Source organism: Ensifer canadensis (assembly GCF_017488845.2).
Classification (GTDB): Bacteria; Pseudomonadota; Alphaproteobacteria; order Rhizobiales; family Rhizobiaceae; genus Ensifer; species Ensifer canadensis.
The window spans coordinates 2,891,094-2,914,199 of record NZ_CP083370.1 but is presented as its reverse complement, the minus strand read 5'-3'; the positions used below and the strand labels follow the sequence as shown (position 1 = coordinate 2,914,199).

25 protein-coding genes are annotated in these 23,106 nt (G+C 62.5%); 10 read left to right on the top strand and 15 right to left on the bottom strand.

All coding sequences use genetic code 11. From position 1 onward, the window contains the following. Positions 1-62 precede the first annotated feature (62 nt). Positions 63-701: a queuosine precursor transporter gene (locus tag J3R84_RS14310; protein ID WP_203529793.1), complete on the bottom strand. Its 639-nt coding sequence runs from the start codon at positions 699-701 to the stop codon at positions 63-65. A 151-nt stretch (positions 702-852) separates the two neighbouring features. Then, complete coding sequence (gene rpmB / locus J3R84_RS14305) at positions 853-1,149, bottom strand: 50S ribosomal protein L28 (protein WP_025424653.1); 297 nt, start codon at positions 1,147-1,149, stop codon at positions 853-855. Between the two features lie 389 nt (positions 1,150-1,538). Between rpmB and J3R84_RS14300 the strand changes: the two genes are divergently transcribed. Both J3R84_RS14300 and yddG read left to right on the top strand, forming a co-directional pair. Next, the gene (locus J3R84_RS14300) at positions 1,539-2,315 is read left to right on the top strand and encodes a DUF3108 domain-containing protein (RefSeq protein WP_025424652.1); all 777 of its coding nucleotides are present in this window, start codon (positions 1,539-1,541) and stop codon (positions 2,313-2,315) included. A 216-nt stretch (positions 2,316-2,531) separates the two neighbouring features. Next, positions 2,532-3,422: an aromatic amino acid exporter YddG gene (yddG, locus tag J3R84_RS14295; RefSeq protein ID WP_025424651.1), complete on the top strand. Its 891-nt coding sequence runs from the start codon at positions 2,532-2,534 to the stop codon at positions 3,420-3,422. 43 nt (positions 3,423-3,465) lie between these two features. Here the strand turns inward: yddG and J3R84_RS14290 are convergent, their stop codons facing one another. Continuing rightward, positions 3,466-3,909, bottom strand: coding sequence for a cupin domain-containing protein (locus tag J3R84_RS14290; RefSeq protein ID WP_025424650.1), 444 nt, complete (start codon positions 3,907-3,909; stop codon positions 3,466-3,468). Further along, positions 3,909-4,679 (bottom strand): hydroxyacylglutathione hydrolase, encoded by a 771-nt coding sequence (gene gloB, locus J3R84_RS14285; protein ID WP_025424649.1) that lies wholly within the window; start codon positions 4,677-4,679, stop codon positions 3,909-3,911. The genes J3R84_RS14290 and gloB overlap by 1 nt, the downstream gene beginning before the upstream one ends. Before the next feature lie 182 nt (positions 4,680-4,861). On the opposite strand from gloB, the gene J3R84_RS14280 reads away from it, so the two are divergent. The 3 genes from J3R84_RS14280 to J3R84_RS14270 all read left to right on the top strand — a co-directional run bounded on the left by J3R84_RS14280 (position 4,862) and on the right by J3R84_RS14270 (position 7,746). Beyond that, positions 4,862-5,626, top strand: a complete 765-nt coding sequence (locus tag J3R84_RS14280) for a class I SAM-dependent methyltransferase (protein WP_025424648.1) — start codon at positions 4,862-4,864, stop codon at positions 5,624-5,626. Between the two features lie 90 nt (positions 5,627-5,716). Beyond that, positions 5,717-6,823, top strand: a complete 1,107-nt coding sequence (gene hisC / locus J3R84_RS14275; RefSeq protein ID WP_025424647.1) for a histidinol-phosphate transaminase — start codon at positions 5,717-5,719, stop codon at positions 6,821-6,823. Continuing rightward, a complete protein-coding gene (locus J3R84_RS14270) occupies positions 6,820-7,746 on the top strand; it encodes a prephenate/arogenate dehydrogenase family protein (RefSeq protein WP_025424646.1) in 927 nt (308 codons plus the stop codon). Before hisC ends, J3R84_RS14270 begins: the two co-directional genes overlap by 4 nt. A 100-nt stretch (positions 7,747-7,846) precedes the next feature. Here J3R84_RS14270 and J3R84_RS14265 read toward each other — a convergent pair whose 3' ends face one another. Then, positions 7,847-8,860, bottom strand: coding sequence for a DUF2125 domain-containing protein (locus J3R84_RS14265; protein WP_025424645.1), 1,014 nt, complete (start codon positions 8,858-8,860; stop codon positions 7,847-7,849). Between the two features lie 193 nt (positions 8,861-9,053). On the opposite strand from J3R84_RS14265, the gene J3R84_RS14260 reads away from it, so the two are divergent. Continuing rightward, a complete protein-coding gene (locus tag J3R84_RS14260) occupies positions 9,054-9,584 on the top strand; it encodes a gamma-glutamylcyclotransferase (RefSeq protein ID WP_038575656.1) in 531 nt (176 codons plus the stop codon). 20 nt (positions 9,585-9,604) lie between these two features. Here J3R84_RS14260 and J3R84_RS14255 read toward each other — a convergent pair whose 3' ends face one another. The 4 genes from J3R84_RS14255 to ftsE all read right to left on the bottom strand — a co-directional run bounded on the left by J3R84_RS14255 (position 9,605) and on the right by ftsE (position 12,995). Further along, the gene (locus tag J3R84_RS14255; RefSeq protein ID WP_203529794.1) at positions 9,605-10,396 is read right to left on the bottom strand and encodes a lysophospholipid acyltransferase family protein; all 792 of its coding nucleotides are present in this window, start codon (positions 10,394-10,396) and stop codon (positions 9,605-9,607) included. 123 nt (positions 10,397-10,519) lie between these two features. Further along, entirely contained in the window at positions 10,520-11,218 is a 699-nt protein-coding gene (locus tag J3R84_RS14250) for a YdcF family protein (RefSeq protein ID WP_025424643.1), read from the bottom strand. A 96-nt stretch (positions 11,219-11,314) separates the two neighbouring features. Continuing rightward, entirely contained in the window at positions 11,315-12,262 is a 948-nt protein-coding gene (locus J3R84_RS14245) for a cell division protein FtsX (protein ID WP_107028041.1), read from the bottom strand. A 73-nt stretch (positions 12,263-12,335) separates the two neighbouring features. Then, a complete protein-coding gene (ftsE, locus tag J3R84_RS14240) occupies positions 12,336-12,995 on the bottom strand; it encodes a cell division ATP-binding protein FtsE (protein WP_063934108.1) in 660 nt (219 codons plus the stop codon). 257 nt (positions 12,996-13,252) lie between these two features. On the opposite strand from ftsE, the gene J3R84_RS14235 reads away from it, so the two are divergent. The 3 genes from J3R84_RS14235 (at position 13,253) to J3R84_RS14225 (ending at position 15,225) form a co-directional block, all read left to right on the top strand. Continuing rightward, positions 13,253-13,957 (top strand): hypothetical protein, encoded by a 705-nt coding sequence (locus J3R84_RS14235; protein WP_225906529.1) that lies wholly within the window; start codon positions 13,253-13,255, stop codon positions 13,955-13,957. 63 nt (positions 13,958-14,020) lie between these two features. Next, positions 14,021-14,566, top strand: a complete 546-nt coding sequence (gene hpt, locus J3R84_RS14230) for a hypoxanthine phosphoribosyltransferase (RefSeq protein ID WP_025424639.1) — start codon at positions 14,021-14,023, stop codon at positions 14,564-14,566. Between the two features lie 299 nt (positions 14,567-14,865). Next, complete coding sequence (locus J3R84_RS14225; protein ID WP_025424638.1) at positions 14,866-15,225, top strand: response regulator; 360 nt, start codon at positions 14,866-14,868, stop codon at positions 15,223-15,225. Positions 15,226-15,351: 126 nt separating this feature from the next. Here the strand turns inward: J3R84_RS14225 and J3R84_RS14220 are convergent, their stop codons facing one another. The 4 genes from J3R84_RS14220 to argH form a co-directional block, all read right to left on the bottom strand. After that, positions 15,352-17,970, bottom strand: coding sequence for a TIGR02302 family protein (locus tag J3R84_RS14220; RefSeq protein WP_025424637.1), 2,619 nt, complete (start codon positions 17,968-17,970; stop codon positions 15,352-15,354). A 154-nt stretch (positions 17,971-18,124) separates the two neighbouring features. Next, positions 18,125-19,393 carry a diaminopimelate decarboxylase gene (gene lysA, locus J3R84_RS14215; protein ID WP_025424636.1) on the bottom strand — a complete coding sequence of 423 codons (1,269 nt, stop codon included), beginning with the start codon at positions 19,391-19,393 and terminating at the stop codon, positions 18,125-18,127. A gap of 15 nt (positions 19,394-19,408) precedes the next feature. Beyond that, positions 19,409-19,603 (bottom strand): LPS translocon maturation chaperone LptM, encoded by a 195-nt coding sequence (gene lptM, locus J3R84_RS14210; protein ID WP_203529795.1) that lies wholly within the window; start codon positions 19,601-19,603, stop codon positions 19,409-19,411. A gap of 150 nt (positions 19,604-19,753) precedes the next feature. Next, positions 19,754-21,157 carry an argininosuccinate lyase gene (argH, locus tag J3R84_RS14205; RefSeq protein ID WP_025424634.1) on the bottom strand — a complete coding sequence of 468 codons (1,404 nt, stop codon included), beginning with the start codon at positions 21,155-21,157 and terminating at the stop codon, positions 19,754-19,756. Positions 21,158-21,183: 26 nt separating this feature from the next. On the opposite strand from argH, the gene tlpA reads away from it, so the two are divergent. Then, positions 21,184-21,843: a thiol:disulfide interchange protein TlpA gene (gene tlpA / locus J3R84_RS14200; RefSeq protein ID WP_025424633.1), complete on the top strand. Its 660-nt coding sequence runs from the start codon at positions 21,184-21,186 to the stop codon at positions 21,841-21,843. Between the two features lie 3 nt (positions 21,844-21,846). Here the strand turns inward: tlpA and J3R84_RS14195 are convergent, their stop codons facing one another. Both J3R84_RS14195 and J3R84_RS14190 read right to left on the bottom strand, forming a co-directional pair. Continuing rightward, positions 21,847-22,494 (bottom strand): sulfatase-like hydrolase/transferase, encoded by a 648-nt coding sequence (locus J3R84_RS14195; RefSeq protein ID WP_144239124.1) that lies wholly within the window; start codon positions 22,492-22,494, stop codon positions 21,847-21,849. After that, complete coding sequence (locus tag J3R84_RS14190) at positions 22,469-22,990, bottom strand: hypothetical protein (RefSeq protein WP_144239123.1); 522 nt, start codon at positions 22,988-22,990, stop codon at positions 22,469-22,471. The genes J3R84_RS14195 and J3R84_RS14190 overlap by 26 nt, the downstream gene beginning before the upstream one ends. Positions 22,991-23,106 lie beyond the last annotated feature (116 nt).

Below are 23,106 nucleotides of genomic sequence, written 5' to 3'. Positions count from 1 at the left end.
TGCAGCAATTCAAAGTGCTACAGCGACCTTTGCGCGTCTATAAGACGCGCTGCGCTGTAGTATCAGGCTGTCGCCTTGCCTGATGGCATCGGCTTGATCACGCTTATCAGCGCGCCGTAGGGCAAAAGCATGATGATGCCGCAGAGGATCTTCACCGTCAGGTCGCCGAGCGCCCAGGAGATCCAGCGCGGAGCCTCGGTCGCAAGGATGCCGAGCAGCGGTGCTGTCTCCAGCGCAAAGCTGTCATTCGGCCCAAAGAACACGAAGAACGGCGCAAAGGCGAAGGAGAAGAACATGGCCGTGTCGAGCGCCGAGCCGATCAGCGAGCCTGCCAGCGGCGCATGCCACCAGCTCTGGCGGCGGAGCTTGTTGAACACGGAGATATCAAGCAGCTGGCCGAACAGGAAGGCGGAGCCGGAAGCGATGGCGATGCGCGGCGTCGCTGCGAAGAAGGACAGAACGATCGCCACGAGGAAGCCGACAACGACGACACGACGCGCAATGCGCGGGCCGAAATGGCGGTTGGTCAGGTCGGTGACGAGGAACGCGAAGGGATAGCTGAAGGCACCCCAGGTCAGGAGGTCGCCGAGCTGCATGCCGGCGATCGAGCCCGGCAGCGGATACTGAACGAGGAAGTTTGAGGCCACGACCACCAAGGTCATGAACGCGACATAGATGAAGAACGTGCGGTTGATCAGCATTTTTTTATCCTGGGAGATGCCACCAGTTGAGCGGAAGCCAGGCTTGAACGCCGGGCCGATGAAAATCTGCAAATTAAACACGAGAAAAAGGCTTGCCGGATAAACCCGCAAGCCTTTTTAAAGTCGTGTCGAAGACAGACGCTGGCGCTGATTAAGCGGCAGCGGCTTCAGCGTTCTTCTTGACGATCTGACGGCGCAGCAGGCGAGCGCGCATGCTCAGCTCGTTCTCGTCGGCCTTCACGAGGAAAGCGTCAAGACCACCGCGGTGTTCAACCGAGCGGAGAGCCGCTGCGGAAACGCGCAGGCGGAAGCGCTGGCCGAGAGCATCGGAAATCAGCGTGACGTTGCACAGGTTCGGAAGGAACTTGCGCTTGGTCTTGTTGTTGGCGTGGCTGACATTGTTGCCCGACTGGACGCCCTTGCCGGTCAATTCGCAACTACGGGACATGGTACACCTATTCTCTTTATCGCCGCCGGACGATGCGGTAGCGGGCCCAGAGCCCAGGCCGCGTTCCTGTTGGCCATTATTGGAAAGTTGCGGTTCTATAGTCAGAGACAGCCCGCCCGTCAAGCCAAACCTCTTGCATTCTCGGAAAACCGCCGTTTCTCCCGGCTGTTTCTGCATCAGGCAAGCTCGATCGCGGCCACAATAATGCTTCACGCGAGTCATTCCAAGCTGATTTACGATGCGCTATCTGTTGTCCTGCGGATGCAGCAGAGGTCCATGATGCGGTAGCGTTCCGGCCGCCGGATCTGTCGGAAAAGGCGTAGAAAAGCCGTAAACGACCTGCATTCCAAGGCATGGCGACGGCATTCGAGTAATGGATCTCTCAGGGCATGAAGTTGCGCATCGGTTCTCGCGCGGTAGCGCTGTTGTCAGTGGCAATGTTTTCCACAGCATCGCTTGCTGCAGATATCGAACATCAGACGGATTACAGCATCTCGCTTGCCGGTTTGCCGCTTGCGAGAGCGTCGTTCCATACGGCGCTTGTAAAGAATCGCTACACGATATCAGGAACGCTGCATTCGGCCGGCCTCGTCGACATTTTCAGCCGGACTTCGGGGCAGACCCGTGTTTCCGGCGTCATCGGCCGCGACTATCTGCGCGCAAACGAATATTCGATGTCCTATCGCAGCGGCAAGAAGGGCCGGGCGATCAGCGTCACCTACAGCAACGGCAACGTCGTGCATGCCAGCATGAATCCGAAGCGCACGCCGCTGCCGAAGAACTGGGTGCCGGTGACCTCGCGCGACATGCGCAACGTGCTCGATCCCTTGTCCGGCCTTATCATTCCCGGTAATGCCCGCGTCTGCCCCAATACCCTTCCGATCTTCGACGGCGAATCGCGTCTCGACATCAAGCTGTCGGCGAGGGGGACCAGGCCGTTCAAGACCAAGGGATTCGAAGGCGAGGTGATCGTCTGCGGCATCCGCTTTGTTCCGAAGGCGGGCTACAAGAAGGGGCGCGAAGACGTCGAATATCTCAGGCAGCTGCAGACCATGGAAATCTGGTTTGCCAAATCTGATGTCGTCGATGTCTATGCGCCCGTCTATGTGCGCATCCCGACCAAGCTTGGCCCCGTGACGGTTTCCGCGACGCGATTCGGCGGTTGATCCACCGAATGGTGGAGATTATCACTAACATTTCACGCCGAGTACTAACATTTCGCGCCGAGTCGTGATTTTATCCGCGCCGGTTTCCGCTACAGCGCAGCGCGTCAAACGTGACGTGCTGCGCTGTAGCGCTTGAAGCTTGCTGCATAATTTTCTCCTTAAATCGATTCCGATCTAAGGAATTATGCAGTTGGAGGCTGCACGAGGGGATAAGACATGAAATTCAAGGCAACGTTGATCGGTGCAACCGCCATTTTGATGTGGTCGCTCCTGGCGCTGTTTACCGCTGCATCCGGCAAGATGCCGCCGTTCCAGTTGTCAGCCATCTGTTTCCTCATCGGCAGCATTCCGGGGGTCGTCGTTCTCGCGCTGAAGCCGGAGCGGCTGGCGCTGTTGAAGCAGCCGGCGAAGGTCTGGATCACCGGCATCGCCGGTCTTTTCGGTTATCACTTTCTCTACTTTACCGCACTTCGCAACGCGCCGGCTGTCGAAGCCGGTCTGATCGCCTATCTCTGGCCGCTGCTGATCGTCGTCGGCTCTGCCCTATTGCCGGGCGAGCGGCTGCGCTGGTACCACGTTGCCGGCGCTTTTGCCGGCCTGATGGGAACGATCATGATCATCGCCCGCAACGGTATCGCCTTTGACGACGCCTATCTGATGGGGTACGGCGCAGCCCTGCTGTGCGCCTTCACCTGGTCCGGTTATTCGCTGCTGACGCGCCGCTTCGAGGCGGTCTCGACCGACGTCGTCACCGGCTTCTGCCTGGCGACATCGCTTCTCTCGTTCGTCTGCCATCTTGGTCTCGAGACGACCGTCTGGCCGGAAACGACGTTCGAGTGGCTGGCGGTTGCGGGCCTCGGCCTGCTGCCGGTCGGTGCCGCCTTCTATGCCTGGGACTTCGGCGTCAAGAACGGCAATATCCAGCTGCTCGGCGTTGCCAGCTACGCCGCACCGGTTCTGTCGACGCTGATCCTCATCCTGTTCGGTTTTGCCGAGCCGTCATGGCGTATCGCCGCCGCATGCCTTTTCGTGACGGGCGGCGCGGTGCTGGCGGCCAAGGACATGATCTTTCGTAAGGCGCGCACGGCGGTGCAGCCGGCAGAGTAACCTTCCGGGCGGAAAACCGCTTCACACTTTTCCTGAAAATGCTCTATTTCTCAGGCGGCGCCCAGTCGGGGGCCGCCATCTCGAAGACTGAGAAATCGAAGCCCGGCGCCACCGTGCAGCCGACAAGCGTCCAGTCGCCGAGCGAGACGGCGGATTGCCACCAGTTGGGCGGCACGAGCCCCTGTGGGCGCTCGCCGCCGAGAATGCCGGGGCCGAGGCGCAGAACCGTTGCAGGCTCGCTGTCGGCGGCAATGCTGAGCTCCAGCGGCGCGCCAGCATAGTGATGCCAGACCTCGGCGGCGTCACGTACCCGATGCCAGTGCGAGCGCTCGCCGCGCTCCAGCAGATAGTAGATCGCCGTCGAGTGGCCGCGCGGCCCGCCGTTGGCGTCGCGGAAGGTCTGCACATACCAGCCCCCTTCGGGGTGGCGCGTCAGCCCAAGGATCTCGATGATGGCGGCCGGCGTCAGTTCCTGATCGGCCGTCATCAGAAATTATCCTTGCGCTTGCGGATTTCGGCAAAGACAGCCGCATCGGTCGCCCCTTCCATGCCGAGATGCGCGCGGATCTTCGGGTCGGCGGCGCGCAGGAACGGGTTGGTGCGCCTTTCGAGGCCGATGGTCGTCGGCGCCGTAAAGCCGCCATCGCAGCGGGTTTCTTCGATCTCGGCCGCACGCTCCCTCAATGCATCATTGTCCGGGTCGATCGTCACGGCGAAATGGGCGTTCGACAGCGTGTATTCGTGGCCGAAATAAACAGTAGTGTCGTCGGGCAGGGCGAGAAGTCGGCTGAGCGACTGCCACATCGTTTCCGGCGTTCCCTCGAACAGGCGGCCGCAGCCGAGCGCAAACAGGGTGTCGGCGGCAAAGAGCAGCTTATCCTCAGGAAGGTGGAAACAGATATGGCCGGCGGTGTGGCCGGGCGTCTCGATGACGTCGACCGGGTGGCCGGCAAAATCGAAGCGTTCAGCGTGACGCACGCTCCTGTCGATGCCGGGGATATTGGCCGCCTCTGCCGCCGGCCCGATGATGGTGGCGCCGAAACGATCCTTGAGCGCGACGTTGGCCGCGACATGGTCTCCGTGGTGATGGGTGGTGAGGATATGGGTGAGCGTCCAGCCACGCCGCTCCAGGGCCTCCAGGATCGGCTGCTCCTCGGGCGCGTCGATCGAGGCGGTGGCGCCGCTTACCGGATCGTGCAGCAGCACGCCGAAATTGTCGGTGCGGCAAAGAAAGAGGTCAAGTTCGAGCGCGGCCATGGCGTGTCTTCCGATCGGGCTTCTGCTGCAGGCGCCTTCGATCGCGGTCGATCAAAGGACAAATCATGCGGCGAGTTTAACGCTACAGCGCCCCTTTGCACGCTCTATGAGCATGCGGTGCTGTGGTGACTGCCGCCGAATGTAGCGAGGCTTGCCTTGAAGTCTACCGCTTCAAGGCTAACATGTTGCGCATGCACACCGATATCGTCGACCTCCGAGAATTCTATCACTCCGAACTGGGCCGCATGGCCGAACAGTCCGTCACCATTGCGCTGTCTTCGGTCTGGGCGCGCCTGCCCGAGGAGCGGCTTGTCGGGCTCGGCTATGCCGTGCCCTATCTCGAGCGTTTCCGGAAGGACACGGAGCGGACCTTTGCTTTCATGCCGGCGGGGCAGGGGGCGGTGAACTGGCCGGTTGCCGAGTTGTCGTCGACCGCGCTGGTGTTCGACGAGGAATTGCCGCTGCCCGATTCTTCCATCGACCGGGTTTTGATGGTGCATTCGCTGGAATTTGCCGAAAGCCCGCGCGAGACGATGAAGGAGATCTGGCGGGTGCTGGCGCCGGGCGGCCGGCTGGTGATCGTCGTGCCCAATCGTCGTGGTGTCTGGGCGCGCATGGAGCATACGCCGTTCGGCTCGGGGCGGCCCTATTCGCGCGGTCAGCTGACGGCGCTTCTGCGCGAGACGAACTTCACACCCGGCGCCTCGTCGGAGGCACTGTTCTTCCCGCCGTCGAAGCTGAAGATGATCCTGCGCCTGCGCCGGGGCTTCGAGCGGCTTGGCCGCTCGCTCTGGCCGGTCTTCTCGGGCGTGATCGTGGTGGAGGCGCAGAAGCGGCTTTATCAGGGCCTGCCGGTTGCCGCGCGTGCGTCGCGGCGCGTGTTCGTGCCGGTGCTGGCGCCACAGGGTATCCCGAGCACCCGGGAGCGCCCGCGCGCCCAGCCTTGATCGCCACTCTGCCGGGCTTGCCGACCCTCGACAAATGCCGATTGCGCCGGTATTGGCTTGGCCTCATTTCCTGCCTTGAAAGCTGATCCGATGAGCCTTGCCTCGAAGAGCCCGCAGCCGCGTCCCGGCATTCTGGACATTGCCGCCTATGTGCCCGGCAAGGAGCATGCCCCCGGTGTCGCCAAGGTCCACAAGCTCTCGTCCAACGAGACGCCACTCGGCGCCAGCCCCAGGGCGATCGAGGCCTTCCAGGCCGCGGCCTTCAACCTGGAGCGCTACCCCGACGGCCAGGCCCAGGCGCTGCGCGCGGCGATCGGTGCTGTGCACGGGCTCAACCCGGCAAACATCCTGTGCGGCAACGGCTCGGACGAACTGCTCGGTCTCCTGTGCCACACCTATCTGGCGCCCGGCGACGAAGGCATCATCACGGAGCACGGGTTCGTGGTCTACAAGATCCAGATCATGGCCGCCGGCGGTACGCCGGTCATGGTCAAGGAGCGCAACGCGACCGTCGACGTCGATGCCATTCTCGCGGCGGTCACCGAGCGCACGAAGATCGTCTTCATCGCCAATCCGGCGAACCCGACTGGAACCTATATTCCCGTCGACGAAGTTCGCCGTCTGCATGCGGGCCTGCCCGAGGGCGTGCTTCTGGTGCTCGATGCCGCCTATGCCGAATATGTTCGGCGCAACGATTATGCGGCCGGGCTCGAACTGGTGTCGGCCAACCGCAACGTCGTCATGACCCGGACGTTCTCCAAGATCTACGGTCTTGCCGGTCTGCGTATCGGCTGGATGTACGCTCCGCCGCAAGTGATCGACGCGGTCGATCGCGTGCGCGGGCCGTTCAACCTCAGTGCGGCGGCGATTGCAGCCGGTGCCGCGGCCGTGCGCGATCAGGCCTTCGTCGCTGAGGCGGTCGACCATAACCTCGTCTGGCTGGAGCGTGTCAGCCGCGCGGTGGAATCGATCGGTCTCACGATCACGCTATCGGTTACCAACTTCGTGCTCATCCATTTCCCGGACGAGGACGGCATGCGTGCGAACGACGCGGATACGTTCCTCACTCATCGCGGCTACATCCTGCGTGCGATTGCGGCCTACGGCTTTCCCAATGCCCTGCGCATGACCATCGGCTCGCAGGAAGCCAATGAGGGCGTGATCGCGGCACTGACAGAATTCATGGGACGGAAATGATGACACAGCAGTTTGAAACGATCGCACTTATCGGCATCGGCCTCATCGGCTCATCGATCGCCCGGGAAATCCGAGACAAGCAGCTCGCCCAAACCCTGGTGATCTCGACCCGCAGCGAAGCGACGCTTTCGCGCGCCGAGGAGCTTGGCCTTGGCGATCGCTATACGCTGTCGGCTGCCGATGCGGTGCGCGGTGCCGATCTCGTCATCGTGTCGGTGCCTGTCGGTGCGTCCGGTGCGGTGGCCGCGGAAATCGCCGCCCACCTGAAGCCTGGCGCGATCGTCACCGATGTCGGCTCGACCAAGGGCTCGGTCATCGCCCAGATGGCGCCGCATCTGCCCGCCACGGTTCATTTCGTGCCAGGGCATCCGATCGCCGGTACCGAGCATTCCGGTCCGGACGCCGGCTTCGTCGGCCTCTTCCGCGGTCGCTGGTGCATCCTGACGCCGCCGGACGGCCAGGACGAGGAAGCGATCGCGCGGCTGCGGCTGTTCTGGGAAACGCTTGGTTCTATGGTCGAGCAAATGGATGCCGAGCATCACGACAAGGTGCTGGCGATCGTCTCGCACCTACCGCACATCATCGCCTACAACATCGTCGGCACGGCGGACGATCTGGAAGCGGTGACCGAATCCGAAGTCATCAAATATTCCGCGTCCGGTTTCCGCGACTTCACCCGCCTGGCCGCGTCCGACCCAACCATGTGGCGCGACGTCTGCCTGCACAACAAGGACGCGATCCTCGAAATGCTGTCGCGGTTTTCCGAGGACCTCGCCTATCTGCAGCGGGCAATCCGCTGGGGCGACGGCGACAAGCTGTTCGATCTCTTCACCCGCACCCGCGCGATCCGGCGGTCGATCATCCAGGCAGGTCAGGACACGGCCATGCCGGACTTCGGCCGTCACGCGATGGATCAGAAGTAGCCGATAAACGAAAGAGCCCGGGGCGTGGATCATCCACGCCCCGGGCTCTTTGTATTCTCGCGAAGGCCGCCAGAGCGAGCGGCTTTTCGCTGCACCGGGATCAGAGCGTCGGCAGCACGCCGATCGGGATGAAGGCGAGGAAGGCGGTGCCGTCGCGCACGTTGAGCTTGACTGTCGCCTCGTTCTTGCCGTTGGCCAGCGCCTTCAGCATGTTGGCCGTGTTGTTGACCAGGTTCGCATCGTCGGGGATCAGCGTGACCAGGTTTGTGCGCCAGGCGTCGATATTGGTCATCGTCAGCGAAAACTCGCCGGAGATCAGCCCCTGGTCGTTGACCGAGAAGGGGCCCGACAGCTTGGCGTTCATGCCCGAGCCAAGGTCGACTGTCATCTGGCGCAGTTCGCCCTTGCTCCCGCGCAGCATCGCCGGCGTCGGGATGCCGGAGCCCATCCAGCTCGCCTTGTCGACAAAGGTGAGGTCGGCGGCAAGATTGGCGGGTGGCGCGAAGCTTGCGCCGTTCTCAGGACGAAGATCGAGCTTGTCGACGCTCAAGGCCGCATCGAGATCGTTGCCGTTCTGACGCAGGTGCATTTCGCCGTGGCTGGCGCCGAAGCCGAAGCTGTCGCCGGTCAGCGGCAGGCGCACGGTGCCGGTCAGGTTGTCATAGGTCAGCGAACTGCGGTCGAGCCCGGAAAGGGTCGCCCTGACGCTTGCATGCAGCAGCGTCCAGTCGGCCGAGACATTGAGGTCGGGCGAAACGCGCAGTTCGGCCGGACCATCGAGCTCGATGATCGCATGGCTGGGCTGGTAGACTTGTGCCGCGGTCCGAAGCGCGCCGAAGGAGGCGGAGGCACCGCGGCGGGTGTCGTCGAGATTGACCTTGTCGCAGAACAGGCCGATGCGGAACGGGAAGCCGCGCACGTCCATGTTCGTGCACTCGCCGCCGAGCCCGTTTGCCCGGCCGTCCGCGAGCTGGGTCGTCAGGCGCTTCTCGACCTGGTCGGCGACGGCATACCAGCCGGCCGAATAGGCGGCACAGACGATCACTATGCCGGCGATAAGCCAGCGAAACTTCCGGCTGACCGGCGAGGGATTGGCGACTGCGGTTGCGGTCATGGTAACGCGTACTCCACCAAACTCAGATCGCGGCCGCCTTTCGGGTGGCGCCGCCGATCCTGCTTATTATCTTTCATTCTATGCACGGGAACGACTTGTCTCTTCCGTGCCGAGATGCTGTGCCGTAGAAAAACCGACATGGCTGGCCACCGATGAGCCGACGATTCGGCGATGAGCAGACAGCGCGGATTGAATGACAGTGGATATGGACGAATTTTGGGTCTTTGGCTACGGGTCGCTGATGTGGAACCCGGGCTTCCGGTTCGAGGAAAGATCGACGGCGCGGGCATTTGGCTATCGTCGGTCGCTTTGCGTGCGCTCTTGGGTGCATCGCGGTACTCAGCAGCGGCCGGGCCTGGTGCTCGGGCTCGACTATGGCGGCTCGTGCATCGGCGCGGCTTTTCGCATCGACAACGGCGAGAGGGCGGCGGTGATCGACTATTTGCGGGAACGCGAGCTTGTCACGCATGTCTACAAGGAAAAGACGATGCCGGTGCAGCTTGCCGACGGGCGGCGGGTTCCGGCGCTGACCTATGTGATCGACCGCGCCCATGTGCAGTATGCCGGAGCGCTGAGCGCTCCGGAGGCTGCGGCGATCGTCGCCGTCTCGTCGGGAAAGTCGGGTCCGAACAGCGAATACGTGTTCAACACGCTTGCCCACCTCAAGGAGATGGGCATTCGCGACCATTGGCTGGAAGAGGTCGTGGCGACCCTTAACGCATAATGTCCGGGATCAGGCTCGGTTTAGCCGCGGCCCATCGCCTTCAGTTCGGCAAGGCGCTGCTTTGCCGTCGGCGGCAGCGGCAGATGCGGGTTGTTTCTGACCGTCTCGATCAGAAGCTCGTCGCTTGCCGTCTCGGTCACCTCGATCAGCCTGGCGAGGAACTCGTCCGGATCGAGGCCCGCCTCGATCGGCGGCAGCACGCGAACCTTGAAATGGCCGGGGAAACGCAGAAACTTGCGGCGCGGCCAGAACAGGCCTGGATGCATGGCGACGGGCACAACAGGCACGTTGAGGTCACGGTAAAGTCGGGCGATGCCATATTTATAGTGCGGCGGTGCGCCGGGCGGCCTGCGGGTGCCTTCGGGATAGATGATCAGTTCTCGGCCGGACGCCATTTCCTGCTTGGTCCGATCCATGACTTCGGTCATGGCCCGGCCACGCGCGGCACGGTTCACCGGCACCATGCGCTGCTTGCGGACGTACCAGCCGAAGAGCGGGATCCAGGTCAGTTCGCGCTTGAGAATGAAGAAGGGATCGTTGAGCCAGGGCAGGAGCGCATAGACATCCCAGAACGACTGGTGCTTGGGCGCGAAGATGTAGCCGCTCTTGGGGATGTTCTCCAAGCCCTCGATCTCGAAGGTCGTGCCGACAATCTTTTTGAACAGCCAATGATTGCTGCGCGCCCAGTTCTTCGGAACGAACCAGGCCTTCTTCCGCGACATCAGAAAATAGGCCGGCGTGAAGACAATCATCTGCAGGATCAGATTGACGTAGAAGACCAGATTGAAAAGGACCGAACGCAGGACGATCATCAGCAGGCTCTCGAGGCGAGTTCAGGGATATCCAGCCCGTGGGCCGATGGATCGCTGCGTACACGAATAAACGCCGAAGGAAAACCGCCCGTCGTCACTTTGCTGATTAAGGGGTGGCAGCGATTATTCTTCGGCCGGTGTCGCACGCGAGGGAACGGTGCGCAATCCGCTCGCCGGGCGGGCACCGGCCATATCGCGCACGGAGGCGACGGAATACTTGCCGAACTCCAGCAGGATCGATTTCAGCACCATCGGATTGCGCAGCCAGTTCGTCGTCTTGAGGTCGGAGTTGACGACAGGATAGGCGATGAATTCGGTCTCCGGGCGGGCGCGACGCAACTCGAGCAGGCTTCGCGGCATATGGTAGTTGTTGGTCACAACAAGTACGCGCTTGTAGCCGTGATCGCTGATCCATTGGCTCGCCTCGGTCGCATTGCCGATCGTGTCGATCGCCTCGTGGCCGATGTCGACGCAGCATTTGAAGAGATCGGCCGAGCTTTGGGTGTTGCGCCGGATCTGGCTGCCGGTGGTCGCCGGGTGGACGCCCGAAATCAGCAGCCTTTTGCCGGCCCCGGATTTCAAGAGGTCGACCGCCTGATCGATGCGCTGGAAGCCGCCGGTCAAGACGACGATCGCTTCCGCCTTCGGGTCTTCCGGCGGTTGCATGGACGCGACGGTATCGGCGAAATTGAGGAAGGCCGCGACCACGATCGCGAACGGCACAAGCAGAATGAAAAAGGTCCGGCGGAGAATTTTGCGCAAGGGACTACGGGGTCGGCGTTCCTGCTCGGCCCCGCCTTGCCATTTGCCTCCTCCGGCCATCCCGCTCCCGCGAAGTCCTTGCGCCATCATGATTCTCTTCAGATAGCGCCAGATTGCGGCAAGGAATGGATCGAATAAAGGTGAAACATCTGGGCGTCAGCTTTGGTAGGTATCCGTACGTCCGGGATCAGAGCGGATCAGGTCGATCTCGTAGATCGTGCGCGTTACCGTGAGCCGAGCCGTCAGCGTCGTCAACACCGCAATGACGATCATGATGGCAAGAATACCGAGATAGCCACTGTAACCGATGGTGAACGTGCCGAAGAGGGCGGTGGCCTGGTCCGTTTCCGGCGTCGCCAATGTGCGCGATTGCCAGTAGCCAGCAAGCGCGAAGAACAGCGCCGCCAGCAGCCCGCCGGCGCCGGCCCCCTTGAGGCTTATTCTGAGGAAATGCTTCTGGAACTCCGATGCCACGAATCCTGCCTCGGCGCCGACGAAATGCAGCACTTCGACGATATGGCGGTTTCCGGACAGTGCGCCGCGCGTGGCGAAGATGACGGTCAGCACCATGGTCGAGAAAACGAGGATCAGCACGCCGGTCCCGATCATTGCCGTGGTGTTTGCCATCGCCACCAGGCGGTCCACCCAGGTACGGTGATCGTCGAGGAAGGCCTGCGGGATGATCTCGGTCAGCGCCTTGCGCATGGCTGCGAAATCGGGCGGATTGTTTTCATCGATGGTGATGATGACGAGGCGGGGAACGGGCAATTCGTCGAGATCGAGGCCTTCGCCGAGCCAGGGCTCAAGCAGGCGGGCCGTTGCTGCGCGGTCGACGATGTTGCCACCTGTCGCTCCGCTGAAGGTCAGGGCCAGATCTCGCGCATCGGCAAGCGCCTTTTCCATATCGAGACCGTCGTCCGGTTTGATCTGGATGGTGATCTCGCGGGAAATCTGGCTCTGCCAGCTTTGGGCCGTGGCGCGCACCATGCTGACACCGCCGAGCGTGAGGCAGGCGAGGAACGACATGATCGCGATCACGCACATCAGCGCGTGACCGGACACGTTCGTCGACGGCACGATCGGCCCCATCGGGCGCACGCGCATCTCCGTGCGGCGCGGCTGCTGCTGCGGTTCCGGTTGCTGCTCCGGCACCTCATGGGTGCGTTTGGTGCGGCCCTCACTCATAGATATCGAGCCGCCCTTGCGAAAGGATCATGCGCCGCGCCTCGACCTGATCCATCAGCGACAGATCGTGGGTGGCAATGACGACGGCGGTGCCGAGCCGGTTGAGTTCGAGGAAGAGGTTCAGCAAGCGGCGGGCCATCGGCGGGTCGACGTTGCCGGTCGGCTCGTCCGCAAGCAGGATTTCGGGGCGGTCAATCAGCGCGCGGGCGATTGCCGCGCGTTGCTTCTCGCCGCCGGAAAGTACGGGCGGCAGCACATTGATGCGCTCGCCAAGCCCAACCCATTTCAACAGTTCGAGCACGTCGGCGCGGTAGCTCGATTCGTCCTTGCCGCGCACGCGCAGCGGAAGCGCAACGTTCTCATAGGTGGTCAGATGATCGAGCAGGCGGAAGTCCTGGAAAACGATGCCGACGCGCCGGCGCAGCATGGGGAACTCTTCGCGCGGGATCGACGAAATGTTGCGGTCGAACATGCGGATCAGACCGCGCGTCGGCTGCAGCGAGAGGAAGAGCAGGCGCAACAGCGTCGTCTTGCCGGCGCCGGAGGGGCCGGTGAGGAATTGGAACGACCGGCGCGGAATGTCGAAGGTCAGGTCCCGGAGAATTTCCGGCCCCATGCCATAACGCAATCCGACGTTCTCAAAATGAATCAATGGGTACCCATCTCTCTCACGACCCGTGCGGTTCTGCTTGGGGACGGCTATCTGCGCATAGGACGCCAAGCGCCGAAAGGCAAAACCGCCAGCGGAATCATGGTTAAGCAGCGGTTAATTTTTCATGAAAAGACGCCGCTTTCACGGCCTCTTTCCGAAGCATTAACCATTTCGGTTTACGTGTCGGAAAGATTTGATGCAATGCCCTGATTCTTGCACCGCCAGGGATCGGCGCATTGCCCGATGGTTTCGCATGGATGGCAGGTCCGTCCGCGATCCAGGAGGAAAAGGCGATGCAGGCATTCCGCACGAAATCGGCTGGAGCCGCGGCCTATGCCGATCTGCTGCCACCGGACCGCGGTCCACGCGAAGCTGCACCCGCGCCGCGCCGCGTCGACTATGTCGACGCCGAATTCGAGACCGTTTCGGCGACGGCCCGCCGCAATCCCTATCCCGTTTTCAATGACAATCGGCGGCACACTCGACGCCACGGCCCGACATTGACGGTCGTTCGCGACGAGAAGGCCGCCCTCAGGCGCCTGTTGTCTCTCGCCGAGACTTGGTTGCGCGCCATGCCGGCACGCCGGTTCGCCGCGCTTGTCGCAGCTTTCGCCCTTGCGGCGTTTGCGGCTATCATCGTCCTTTCGACCGGTGACGGGGTCGAAAGCGAGCCATTGGCGATCACCGACGTCACTGCGTCGCTCGATTATTCCGGCGGCATGCGGGTACTTTCGGTCTACGGCTCCATCGACAATTCCTCTTCCGCCCTGCAGCGACTGCCGTTGGTCGTGGTGGATGTGGTCAGCAATGGCCGCAAGGTTACGGCGACGCGATTGATGCCGGAGGGTGCCGCCATCGCACCCGGCGAGAGCCGCCGCTTCGTGACCAGGCTCCCATATGCAGGTGGAAAAATGCCCGAGGTGAAGGTTTCCTTCGCCGAAAACGGTGTCTCCGTGCGCTGATTGTGCTAAGCGGGCGCAAAAGGGAAGGCGTTTGTCTTCCGGATGAAACGCTGGAGAAACCGCATGCCCGTCGTTCGCGGAAAGAATATCGAGCCCCTTTATACGGCAGAGACGATCGCCGCACGCAACACCGAGCTTGCCGACATGATCGTCGAGGGTCCGCACAAGGACCTTCTGGTGATCGCGGTGCTCAAGGGCTCGTTCATCTTTGCCGCGGACCTGATCCGCGCCATGCACAACACCGGCCTGGCACCGGAAGTCGAGTTCATCACGCTGTCGAGCTACGGGCTCGGCACGGTCTCCCAGGGCGTAAAGATCATCAAGGACATCGATAGCGACGTGCATGGCCGCGACGTGCTCCTGATCGACGATATCCTGGAATCCGGGCGCACCCTGCGTTTTGCGAAGGAACTGATGTACGAGCGCGGCGCGCGCAACGTCACCATTGCGGTGCTGCTCGACAAGCGCGTCAAGCGCAAGGTCGAGCTCGAGGCCGACTATGTTGGCTTCGAATGCCCTGATCATTTCGTCGTCGGCTACGGCATGGACGTGGCTTACGCGTTCCGAGAACTGCCCTTCGTTGGCGTCGTCACCGGCGACGCCGAGTAGAGACGAGAATGTGCAGCGCTGCGGCGTTTGAGATCGCGGCGCTGTAATGACCTCCAGGCCGCGTTCAGCGCTCGAAGCAGGGCCGCTGTAAAACGCGCATTCCGAAATCCAGCCGCCCGGCGTTTACCGAACACAAAGAAAAAGCTGGTTGTTTGGGGTCGTGTCGCGTTTCGCCCCCTGGGATGCCACGTGCCGCTGCGGACTGCCTCACGATTCTTGTGAGTGTTGCCGTATCCATTGGAATGGGCCGGCCTCTTCGCGAGAGAGCCGTGCCGTTGCAGCGAACGCGGGAGGCCATGATGGCGAAGATCCTGATTACCGAGGACGAGGATGCATTGCGCTCCTTCGTCGCCCGGGCCTTGAGGCTCGATGGACATGAGACCGTGGAGGCTGGAGACGGCGCAGATGGGCTTGCCTGCCTGCAGACCGAGAATTTCGATCTGCTGCTGTCAGATATCCGCATGCCCGTCATGGACGGCATCGAATTGACGCATCAGGCGTCCGCAGCCTTTCCGGCGATGAAGATCCTGCTGATGACCGGTTACGCCGAACAGCGCGAGCGGGCCGACGATCTCGCCGACAAGATCGTCGACGTCATCTCCAAGCCCTTTTCCCTGCCTGACATCCGCAAGGCGGTGGCCCTGGCGCTCGCTGCCTGACGGGTCCCCCTCCATCGCCCGATCGTGGGCGAGGCATTGATTGTTTGGCGATCTGACAAATTGAATACGGCCCTGGCGCGTTTCCGCTCCAGGGCCGTCGTCGTTTCCGGCTCTTTTGGCCGAGGGTCAGCGCATGTCGAGCAGGCGTTCGAGATACTGGCGCTCGGCCTCGGGCGACAGCGTGTTGCCAAGGCGGCGGCGGATTTCGTCGAGAATCTCACGCGCCCGCTGGGTGTCGATTTCATCGGGAACTTTCACCTGGTCGCCGAAGTCCGGACCGGCATTCTGCTGGCGTCGACCGAGCGGGTCGCGACCATTCTGGCCGTATTGCGGGACGCCCTGACCGGGTCCTTGTCCCTGGGCCTGCATCTGGTTCATCATGTCCTGGGCGCCGTCACGCAGCGCCTGCAGTGCGCGGCCCTGGCTGCCGACGGCCGGTTCGCCCTGGCCCTTGCCAAGGGAGCCGGAGGCGCCTTCCATTTCGCGCTTGGCGTCGCCGAACCCCTTGCCGGGCTTGATGCCAAGGCTCTCCAGACCCTTCTGCAGTTCGCCGAGTTGCTTGCCCAACGCATCCTGCTGCTGCTTCAGCTGCTTCAGCGCTTCCTTCAGTTGCTCGGCGGTCATGTCGTCGAGCGGGCTGGGCTGGCCGTTCTCGTCACCACGCTGGCCCGGATCCTGCGGCATGTCCTGACCATAAAGCTCGTTGTCCTCGCCCTGCAGCGGGTCGCCGCGCTGCATGCGGTCTCGCTGCGCCTGGTCGAGCTTGAACGTCTCGTCCATCAGCTTTTGCTGCTCCTGCATCAGCTGGCCGAGCTTGTCCATCTGCTCGCGCATGGCGTTGTTCTGTTCGCCCATCTGTTGCTGGCCGCGGTTGGCCTGCAGGTTGTTCATCAGACGCTGAAGCTCCGACAGCATCTGACGGGCCTGGTCGCGCGCACCCGATCGCGCCAGGTTCTCGATCTGGTTCATCATCCTGTCCAGATCCTGTTGGCGCAGAACATTGTTCTGATCCGGATTGGCGGCCATGCGCGGGTTTTTCGCGGCCTCCTTGGCCAGCGCCTGCATATATTCCTGCATGGCCTCGCGCAGTTCCTTCATCAGCTTGGCGATTTCCTCGTCGGGCGCATTGCGATCAAGCGCATCCGACAACGCCTGTTGCGCATCGCGCAGACGTCGGTCGGCGAGCGACAGATCGCCATCCTCGATGCCTAGCGCGATTTCCCAGAGATGCTTGGCGGCGTCGCGCAGCATGTCGTCGTTGCGCGCCAGCGCCATGCGCGAACGTGCCGATTTCAGGAGCAGGAAATGGGTGAGGTTGGGGATCGTTTCCTCGGCGAAGCTGGCGATCGCGTCATTGAGGTCGATCGCCCGCGGCAGGTCGTTGGCGTTGAGTGCAAAGACCTGTCGCTGTTCGGCAACGGCGCCCGCCAGCGGATTGAAGAATTGCCGCGCCGGAAGGATCATGTCCTGCGGCACGCTTCTCCCCTCCTGACCGGCGGCATCGCGGGCAACGAGGGTGACGCGAACGCGCTTGCCGGCCAGCGGATGTTCGCTGAGGTTGCGGCTGGTCGTGCCCTTGGCCTCGCGGGCGTTGCGGCGCGGCAGGTCGAGACGATACTCGGGAAGCGGATAGAGCGGCCGTGCGTCCTTCGCCTGTTCGTCCAAAGGCTTGATCTCAGCCCAGGCCTGAGCGATGCCGTAGTCGTCGCTCGCCAGGAAGGCGATGTCGAGCGAGGCATTTGGGGTGGGCTTTGGCAGGCCGTCAAAGGCGATCTGAGGCACGCTGTCGGGGGTGATCTTGAACGTCCACTTCTGGCCACCGACGGAGAGTTCGCCGTCCTTTACGATCTTGTAGAGGTGATTGCGCACGGCATTGTCGGGCGCCTTCTGGGCGGCCGGTTCCGCTGACGCAGTCTTTTCGTCCGGCTTTTCCCCGGCGGTCGGGATGACGATCGCGTCGGCCGATCCGTGTTCCGAATAGCGGACGGCTTCTTCCGTGCCGGCGCCAGTGACGCGCACGGTCAGATCGCTGAACTGCGGAATGGTAATCGCCGCCGTTTCGTCAGATGGGGACGCGACGCCCTGGCGGCCCGTGAGGAAGACGGGCGCACGCCCGGTATAGGCGGGCGGTGTCACCCAGGCATCGACCCGGATGTCGGCGACTTCGCTTGCTGGCTGCGGCAGGTGGAAGGCGTCCGAGAGAAGCCCCGCCCGGTTGGAATAGGAATAGGCGAAAGCGACGCAGGCGATCAGAACCGGCAGCGCCCGCAGCGCGAAAGGGTCGTGGCGGGCAATGTCGGGACGCGGCAGGCCCGTGTCGAGGGCACGGATCATCCCCGCCATGCGCGTCTGATGTTCGCGCCACAGCGCCTCGCCGAAGGCGCCGCCGGTTGCCGGAATGTCGTCCTGAACACGGATCGCCTGGTGGGGAAGGGCGTTGCGCTCTTCCAGCATCCGATCGGCATCGACGTTCCCAGGTAATCTCAACCGGGTCAGCGGAACGAGGGAGGCGATGAAGGCGACGAGAAAGCCCAGAAGCAGGGCGGCATGCAGCCAAAGCGGAGCAATGCGGAAGAGGCCGAGCCAGGCGGCCGACAGAAACAGGAGCACGATCGAAGCGGGAACGAGGGCGCGCGGCAAAACCTGCTCGGCGATCAACACCGCCCGCGCGACAAACCTTTTCAGCGCCAGCGTTCTGGCAAACGACTTCGGTTGTGGCGTTTCATCCTGCCGGAATTGCGTCATCCGCCCAAGTTCCCTTTCGGTCGCTCATGACCGCTCGTGACCGACCTATTGAATGATCAGGATAACATCGTTTGTGGCGAAGACGAGGGCGACAACAAAATCGTGATCGCCCGCGCGGGCGATCCACAGATCATCGTCCGATCCGAAAGACTGCTCAGTCGAGCCAGTCCGGAACCGAATCAAGCCCGATCAGGTCATCGTAGCTTTGGCGCGGCCGGATCACGTGGAAGCGATCGCCCTTGACCAGCACTTCCGGGATCAGCAGCCGGCTGTTGTAGGTGCTCGCCTGGACAGCGCCATAGGCGCCGGCAGAACTGATGGCGAAGAGATCGCCCGGCTTCGGCATGGCCATTTCGCGGTCAAGCGCCAGATAGTCGCCGGTCTCGCACACCGGGCCGACGACGTCGGCCTTGATGCGGGGCGCATTGGCGGCTGAAATGCGAACCGGCCTGATCTCGTGATAGGCCTCGTAGAGCGTCGGGCGGATCAGGTCGTTCATGGCGCCGTCGACAATGACGAAGGTCTTGTCGCCGCCATCCTTGACGTAGATGACCTCGGTCACGAGGATGCCGGCGTTGCCGACGATCAGCCGGCCCGGCTCGGTGACGATCTTGCAGCCGAGCGACTGCAGCTGGCTCTTGACGATTTCGGCATAGGCATCGGGCAGCGGCGGCGGATTGTTGTCTTCCTTGTAGGGAATGCCGAGACCGCCGCCGATATCGACGTGATCGATCGCGTGGCCGTCGCTGCGTAGCGTGTCGACCAGTTCGCGCAGCAGCTTGAAAGCGTCGTCGAAGGGCTGCAGCTCGGTGATCTGGCTGCCGATATGCATATCGATGCCGGTGACCTGGATGCCGGGCAGTGTCGCGGCATGGGCGTAGACGGCGCGGGCACGCTCCCACGAAATGCCGAACTTGTTTTCCTTCTTGCCGGTCGAGATCTTCGAGTGGGTGCGCGCGTCGACATCCGGGTTGATGCGGAAGGAGACGTGAGCACGCTTGCCGGCGCGAACGGCGCGCTGGTTCAGGACCTCGAGTTCCGGTTCGGACTCGACGTTGAAGCAGTAGATGCCGGCCTCGAGCGCCAGGTCCATTTCCTGCGGGGTCTTGCCGACGCCGGAGAACATGATGCGGCTTGCCGGAATGCCGGCGGCCAGCGCGCGGCGCAACTCACCGCCCGACACCACATCGACGCCGGCGCCAAGGCGCGCAAGCGTCTTCAGCACGGCCTGGTTCGAATTGGCCTTCATGGCGTAGCAGACCATCGCATCGACGTCGGCAAAGGCCTTGGAGAAGACCTTGTAGTGCCGCTCGAGCGTCGCCGTCGAGTAACAGTAGAAGGGCGTTCCGACGGCGCGGGCGATGTCGGTCACCGGCACGTCTTCGGCGTAGAGAATTCCGTCGCGGTATTCGAAATGGTTCACGGGGCGTGGCTCGGCTTAGAGGAGGGGATCGAGCAGGAAAGGGCGGTCGTCAGCCTGTTCTTTCTTTTCGGCAGTTCCGGCAGGGGCCAGGGTGTTGATCGGCGCCGTCGAGCCGGGTCGGTCGAGGTCGCCCTTGCGTCCACAACCGACAAGAACCAGCCCGGGGATCGCCAGAAGAAGCGCAAACCGGGCCGCCTTCGTGAATGTCATCGTGATTTTCCTTCGCGGGGACTGATGCTGGTGCGATGTCTTATCGATTTTTCCGGCGCTTGTGCACCCTGATTCTGCGACGGGATTCAGCCCCTTGCGCTCAGGCACGTCGTTGCCCCGAAACCGCAACGCGGTCTCGGGGGACAAGCATCAGTTGCGCGCGCGCCACCAGGCGATCTGCTTGCGAACCTCGTTCGGTGCGGTGCCGCCGAAGGACGTGCGACTGGCGACCGAGGCCTCGACGGTCAGCACGTCGAACACCTTGGCGGTGATCGAAGGATGGATCGACTGCAGGTCTTCAAGCGAGAGGTCGGCGAGGTCGCAGGCCTTCTGTTCCGCAAGGGCGACGGCGCGGCCGGTGACATGGTGGGCGTCGCGGAAGGGCAGGCCGGCCTCGCGTACCAGCCAGTCAGCAAGGTCGGTCGCTGTCGAATAGCCGGAACCGGCAGCCGCCTTCATCCGGTCGGCCCGAATGGTCATGTCGCGCACCATGCCGGTCATCGCGGCAACGGCGAGTTCGAGGCTCTCGGCCGCGTCGAAGACCTGTTCCTTGTCTTCCTGCATGTCCTTGGAATAGGCGAGCGGCAGGCCCTTCATGACGGTCAGAAGCGCGATCAGCGAGCCGTTGATGCGGCCGGTCTTGGCGCGCACCAGCTCGGCGGCATCGGGGTTCTTCTTCTGCGGCATGATCGAGGAGCCGGTCGAAAACGCGTCGGACAGACGAATGAAGCCGAACTGCGGCGTCGACCAGATGACGATCTCTTCGGCAAGGCGCGACATGTGCGTGGCGGCGATTGCGGCAATCGACAGGAATTCGAGCGCGAAGTCGCGGTCCGAAACTGTGTCGATCGAATTGCGGGTGGGGCCGGCAAAGCCGAGTGCGCTCGCGGTCATGTGCCGATCGATCGGGAAGCCGGTGCCGGCAAGGGCGGCCGCGCCGATCGGGCTTTCATCCATGTGCTCGATGGCGTGGCGCACGCGCGAGCGGTCGCGGCCGAACATCTCGACATAGGCCATGCAGTGATGGCCGAAGGTGACGGGCTGGGCCGTCTGCAGATGGGTGAAGCCGGGCATGACGGTCTCGGCATGTTCCTCGGCGCGGTCGAGGAAGGCGGCGATCAGGCCGGTCAGCGCCTTTTCGGTCCTCTGCAGCTCTTCCTTGACCCACAGACGGAAATCGAGCGCCACCTGGTCGTTACGCGAGCGGGCCGTGTGCAGCCGGCCGGCGGCCGGGCCGATCAGGGTCGCAAGCCGGGCCTCGATGTTCATGTGGATGTCTTCGAGGCGGCGAGAGAATTCGAACTGGCCGCTTTCGATCTCTGACAGGATCGTGTTGAGACCGTGAACGATCTTGTCTTTGTCCTCGGCCGAAATGATGCCTTGATGCGCCAGCATGGTCGCATGCGCTATTGAGCCGCGGATGTCCTGAGCATAGAGCTTCTTGTCGAAGCCGATCGAGGCATTTATCTCCTCCATGATCGCGTCCGGACCCGAGGCGAAGCGACCGCCCCACATCTGGTTGGAGGTTTTTGTCTCGGAATTGCCGTCAGCCATGAAGAATGCCCGCCTTGGAGAATGAAATGCCCGACCAGAAGAAATCCCCCCCGGCCGTGAAATTGTTCGCGCTCGCCGCCTTGTTCGGCGTGATCATCGGTGCGGCTGCGGTATACGTGAAGGAGACGGGGTCTGGCAATGCCGAGCCGACCGAAACGGCAGCTGCCGTCTGCCCGTTGACGGGCGAAAAGGTCGCCTCGCTGACGCCGTTCATGAAGGGCCAGGTGGCGGCGATGTCGCCGGCCGCCTCGCCACGCCCGATCGCACTCGATTTCAACGACCCGGACGGCAAGCCGACGACGGTTGCCGCCTTTGCCGGCAAGACGATGCTTGTCAATCTCTGGGCCACCTGGTGTGGCCCCTGCCGCGAGGAAATGCCTGCCCTCAACGCGCTGCAGAAGTCCCTCGGCAGCGACAAGTTCGAGGTGGTCGCGATCAACATCGACGTCGGCGACGACGAGAAGCCGAAGGCCTTCCTCGACGAGACCGCCGTGCACGACCTGCGCTACTATCGCGATGCGTCAATGGGCGTCTTCAACAATCTGAAGAAGGAAGGCCTTGCCTTCGGCCTGCCGGCAACCTTGCTGCTCGACGACAAGGGATGCCTGATCGGCTCGATGAATGGCCCGGCGGCCTGGGACAGCGACGATGCCAAAGCGCTGATCAAAGCGGCCACGGGCGGGTAGGCGTCACTCTCCGTGGGTTGTGGTGCGGTTGTCGCGCAACAGGTGCCACTGCACCTTGTGGGGGGTGAAATGCTCTGCCGCTGCACGTTCCCACAACGGCGTGGGATGGTCACCAACGATGAAGATGTCGGTCGGCGGCAGGTTCGGGTCTGTGGCAATAGACGCGACGCCGTCAAAAACGTCAGCCCACAGCTCGGTCAGCTCGCAGACTTTCGTATTGGCAATTTCAGCTGCGTCACTGCCGCATTTGAAATTGCCTCCCTGCTTAGGCACGTAAGGTATATGGGAATTTAGTGTCAGCCAGTATAGGAGTTTCCGCTCAGCCGGGTTTGTCGTCAGCCGGTCGCGGACGGCACTTGCAATGTCGTTGTCGCACAGACCCGTGAAAACGCTGCCGCAGCGCTGGTGAAACCTATTGCTGTCGGTCGCAAGGCCTTCAAGGAAGTGCGATTCGAGAAAACCGATTCTTGGATACCACTTGTCCCGTTCGAACATCCTCTGCGAAAAGCCGTGATAGGAGATTGTTCGATAGCCCCGATCAGCCATGGCGGCCGGAAAGCAGTCGTAGCTGGTCCGGCGAAGATAATCGGTGTGATCGCCCCATTGTCCGCAGAGTTCGCGGGATTCAGCGCCCGTAGTTGCGACCACCATTCGCTACAGCGGCGGCGTCGATACCATTGATCGAGAGTGCGCTTTCAAATGAGTCAGCAGGTTGCTTCAGGAAAGGGCGATTGATATGGCGCTCCAACATCACCACGCTGAAAGCGACGAGAGCCCCTGGCAGTAGCGATGCGCCTCGCAATACCTGTCGATTGTGATTCACGAGGCAGGCGATTGCAACGCCATTCGCGATAAAGAGGCTGATCACGACGACGTAAAATACGGAAGAGGTGAGATCCAGCGATGCCATGTAGCGCACCGACTGGATTGCAGCGCCGAGCGGCAGGTGGAACGCTACCATAACCACGAGGCCGAAATCGATGAGGGCAATGAGCGGGAATAGCAGGTAGGCCAACGTAGGTTTGGCGCGCAGCGCGAATAGGCCTCCAATCAAGTAAAGGAATGGCGAAAGCGGTCGTGCGGCCACATAGAACGGCAAGACCAGCAGCATCATCAGATTAGGCGCTAGGCCGAGGATGAGCGCCAAGCGCCACGCCCTCGCACTCCAAAGTGAGGGGAATGACCGTGCCGCCATTGAGGATATCGCTTGCGAAATCATATTCTCTCCCACGTGACTAGGAGAGGGCGTAACAGAACTGTCTT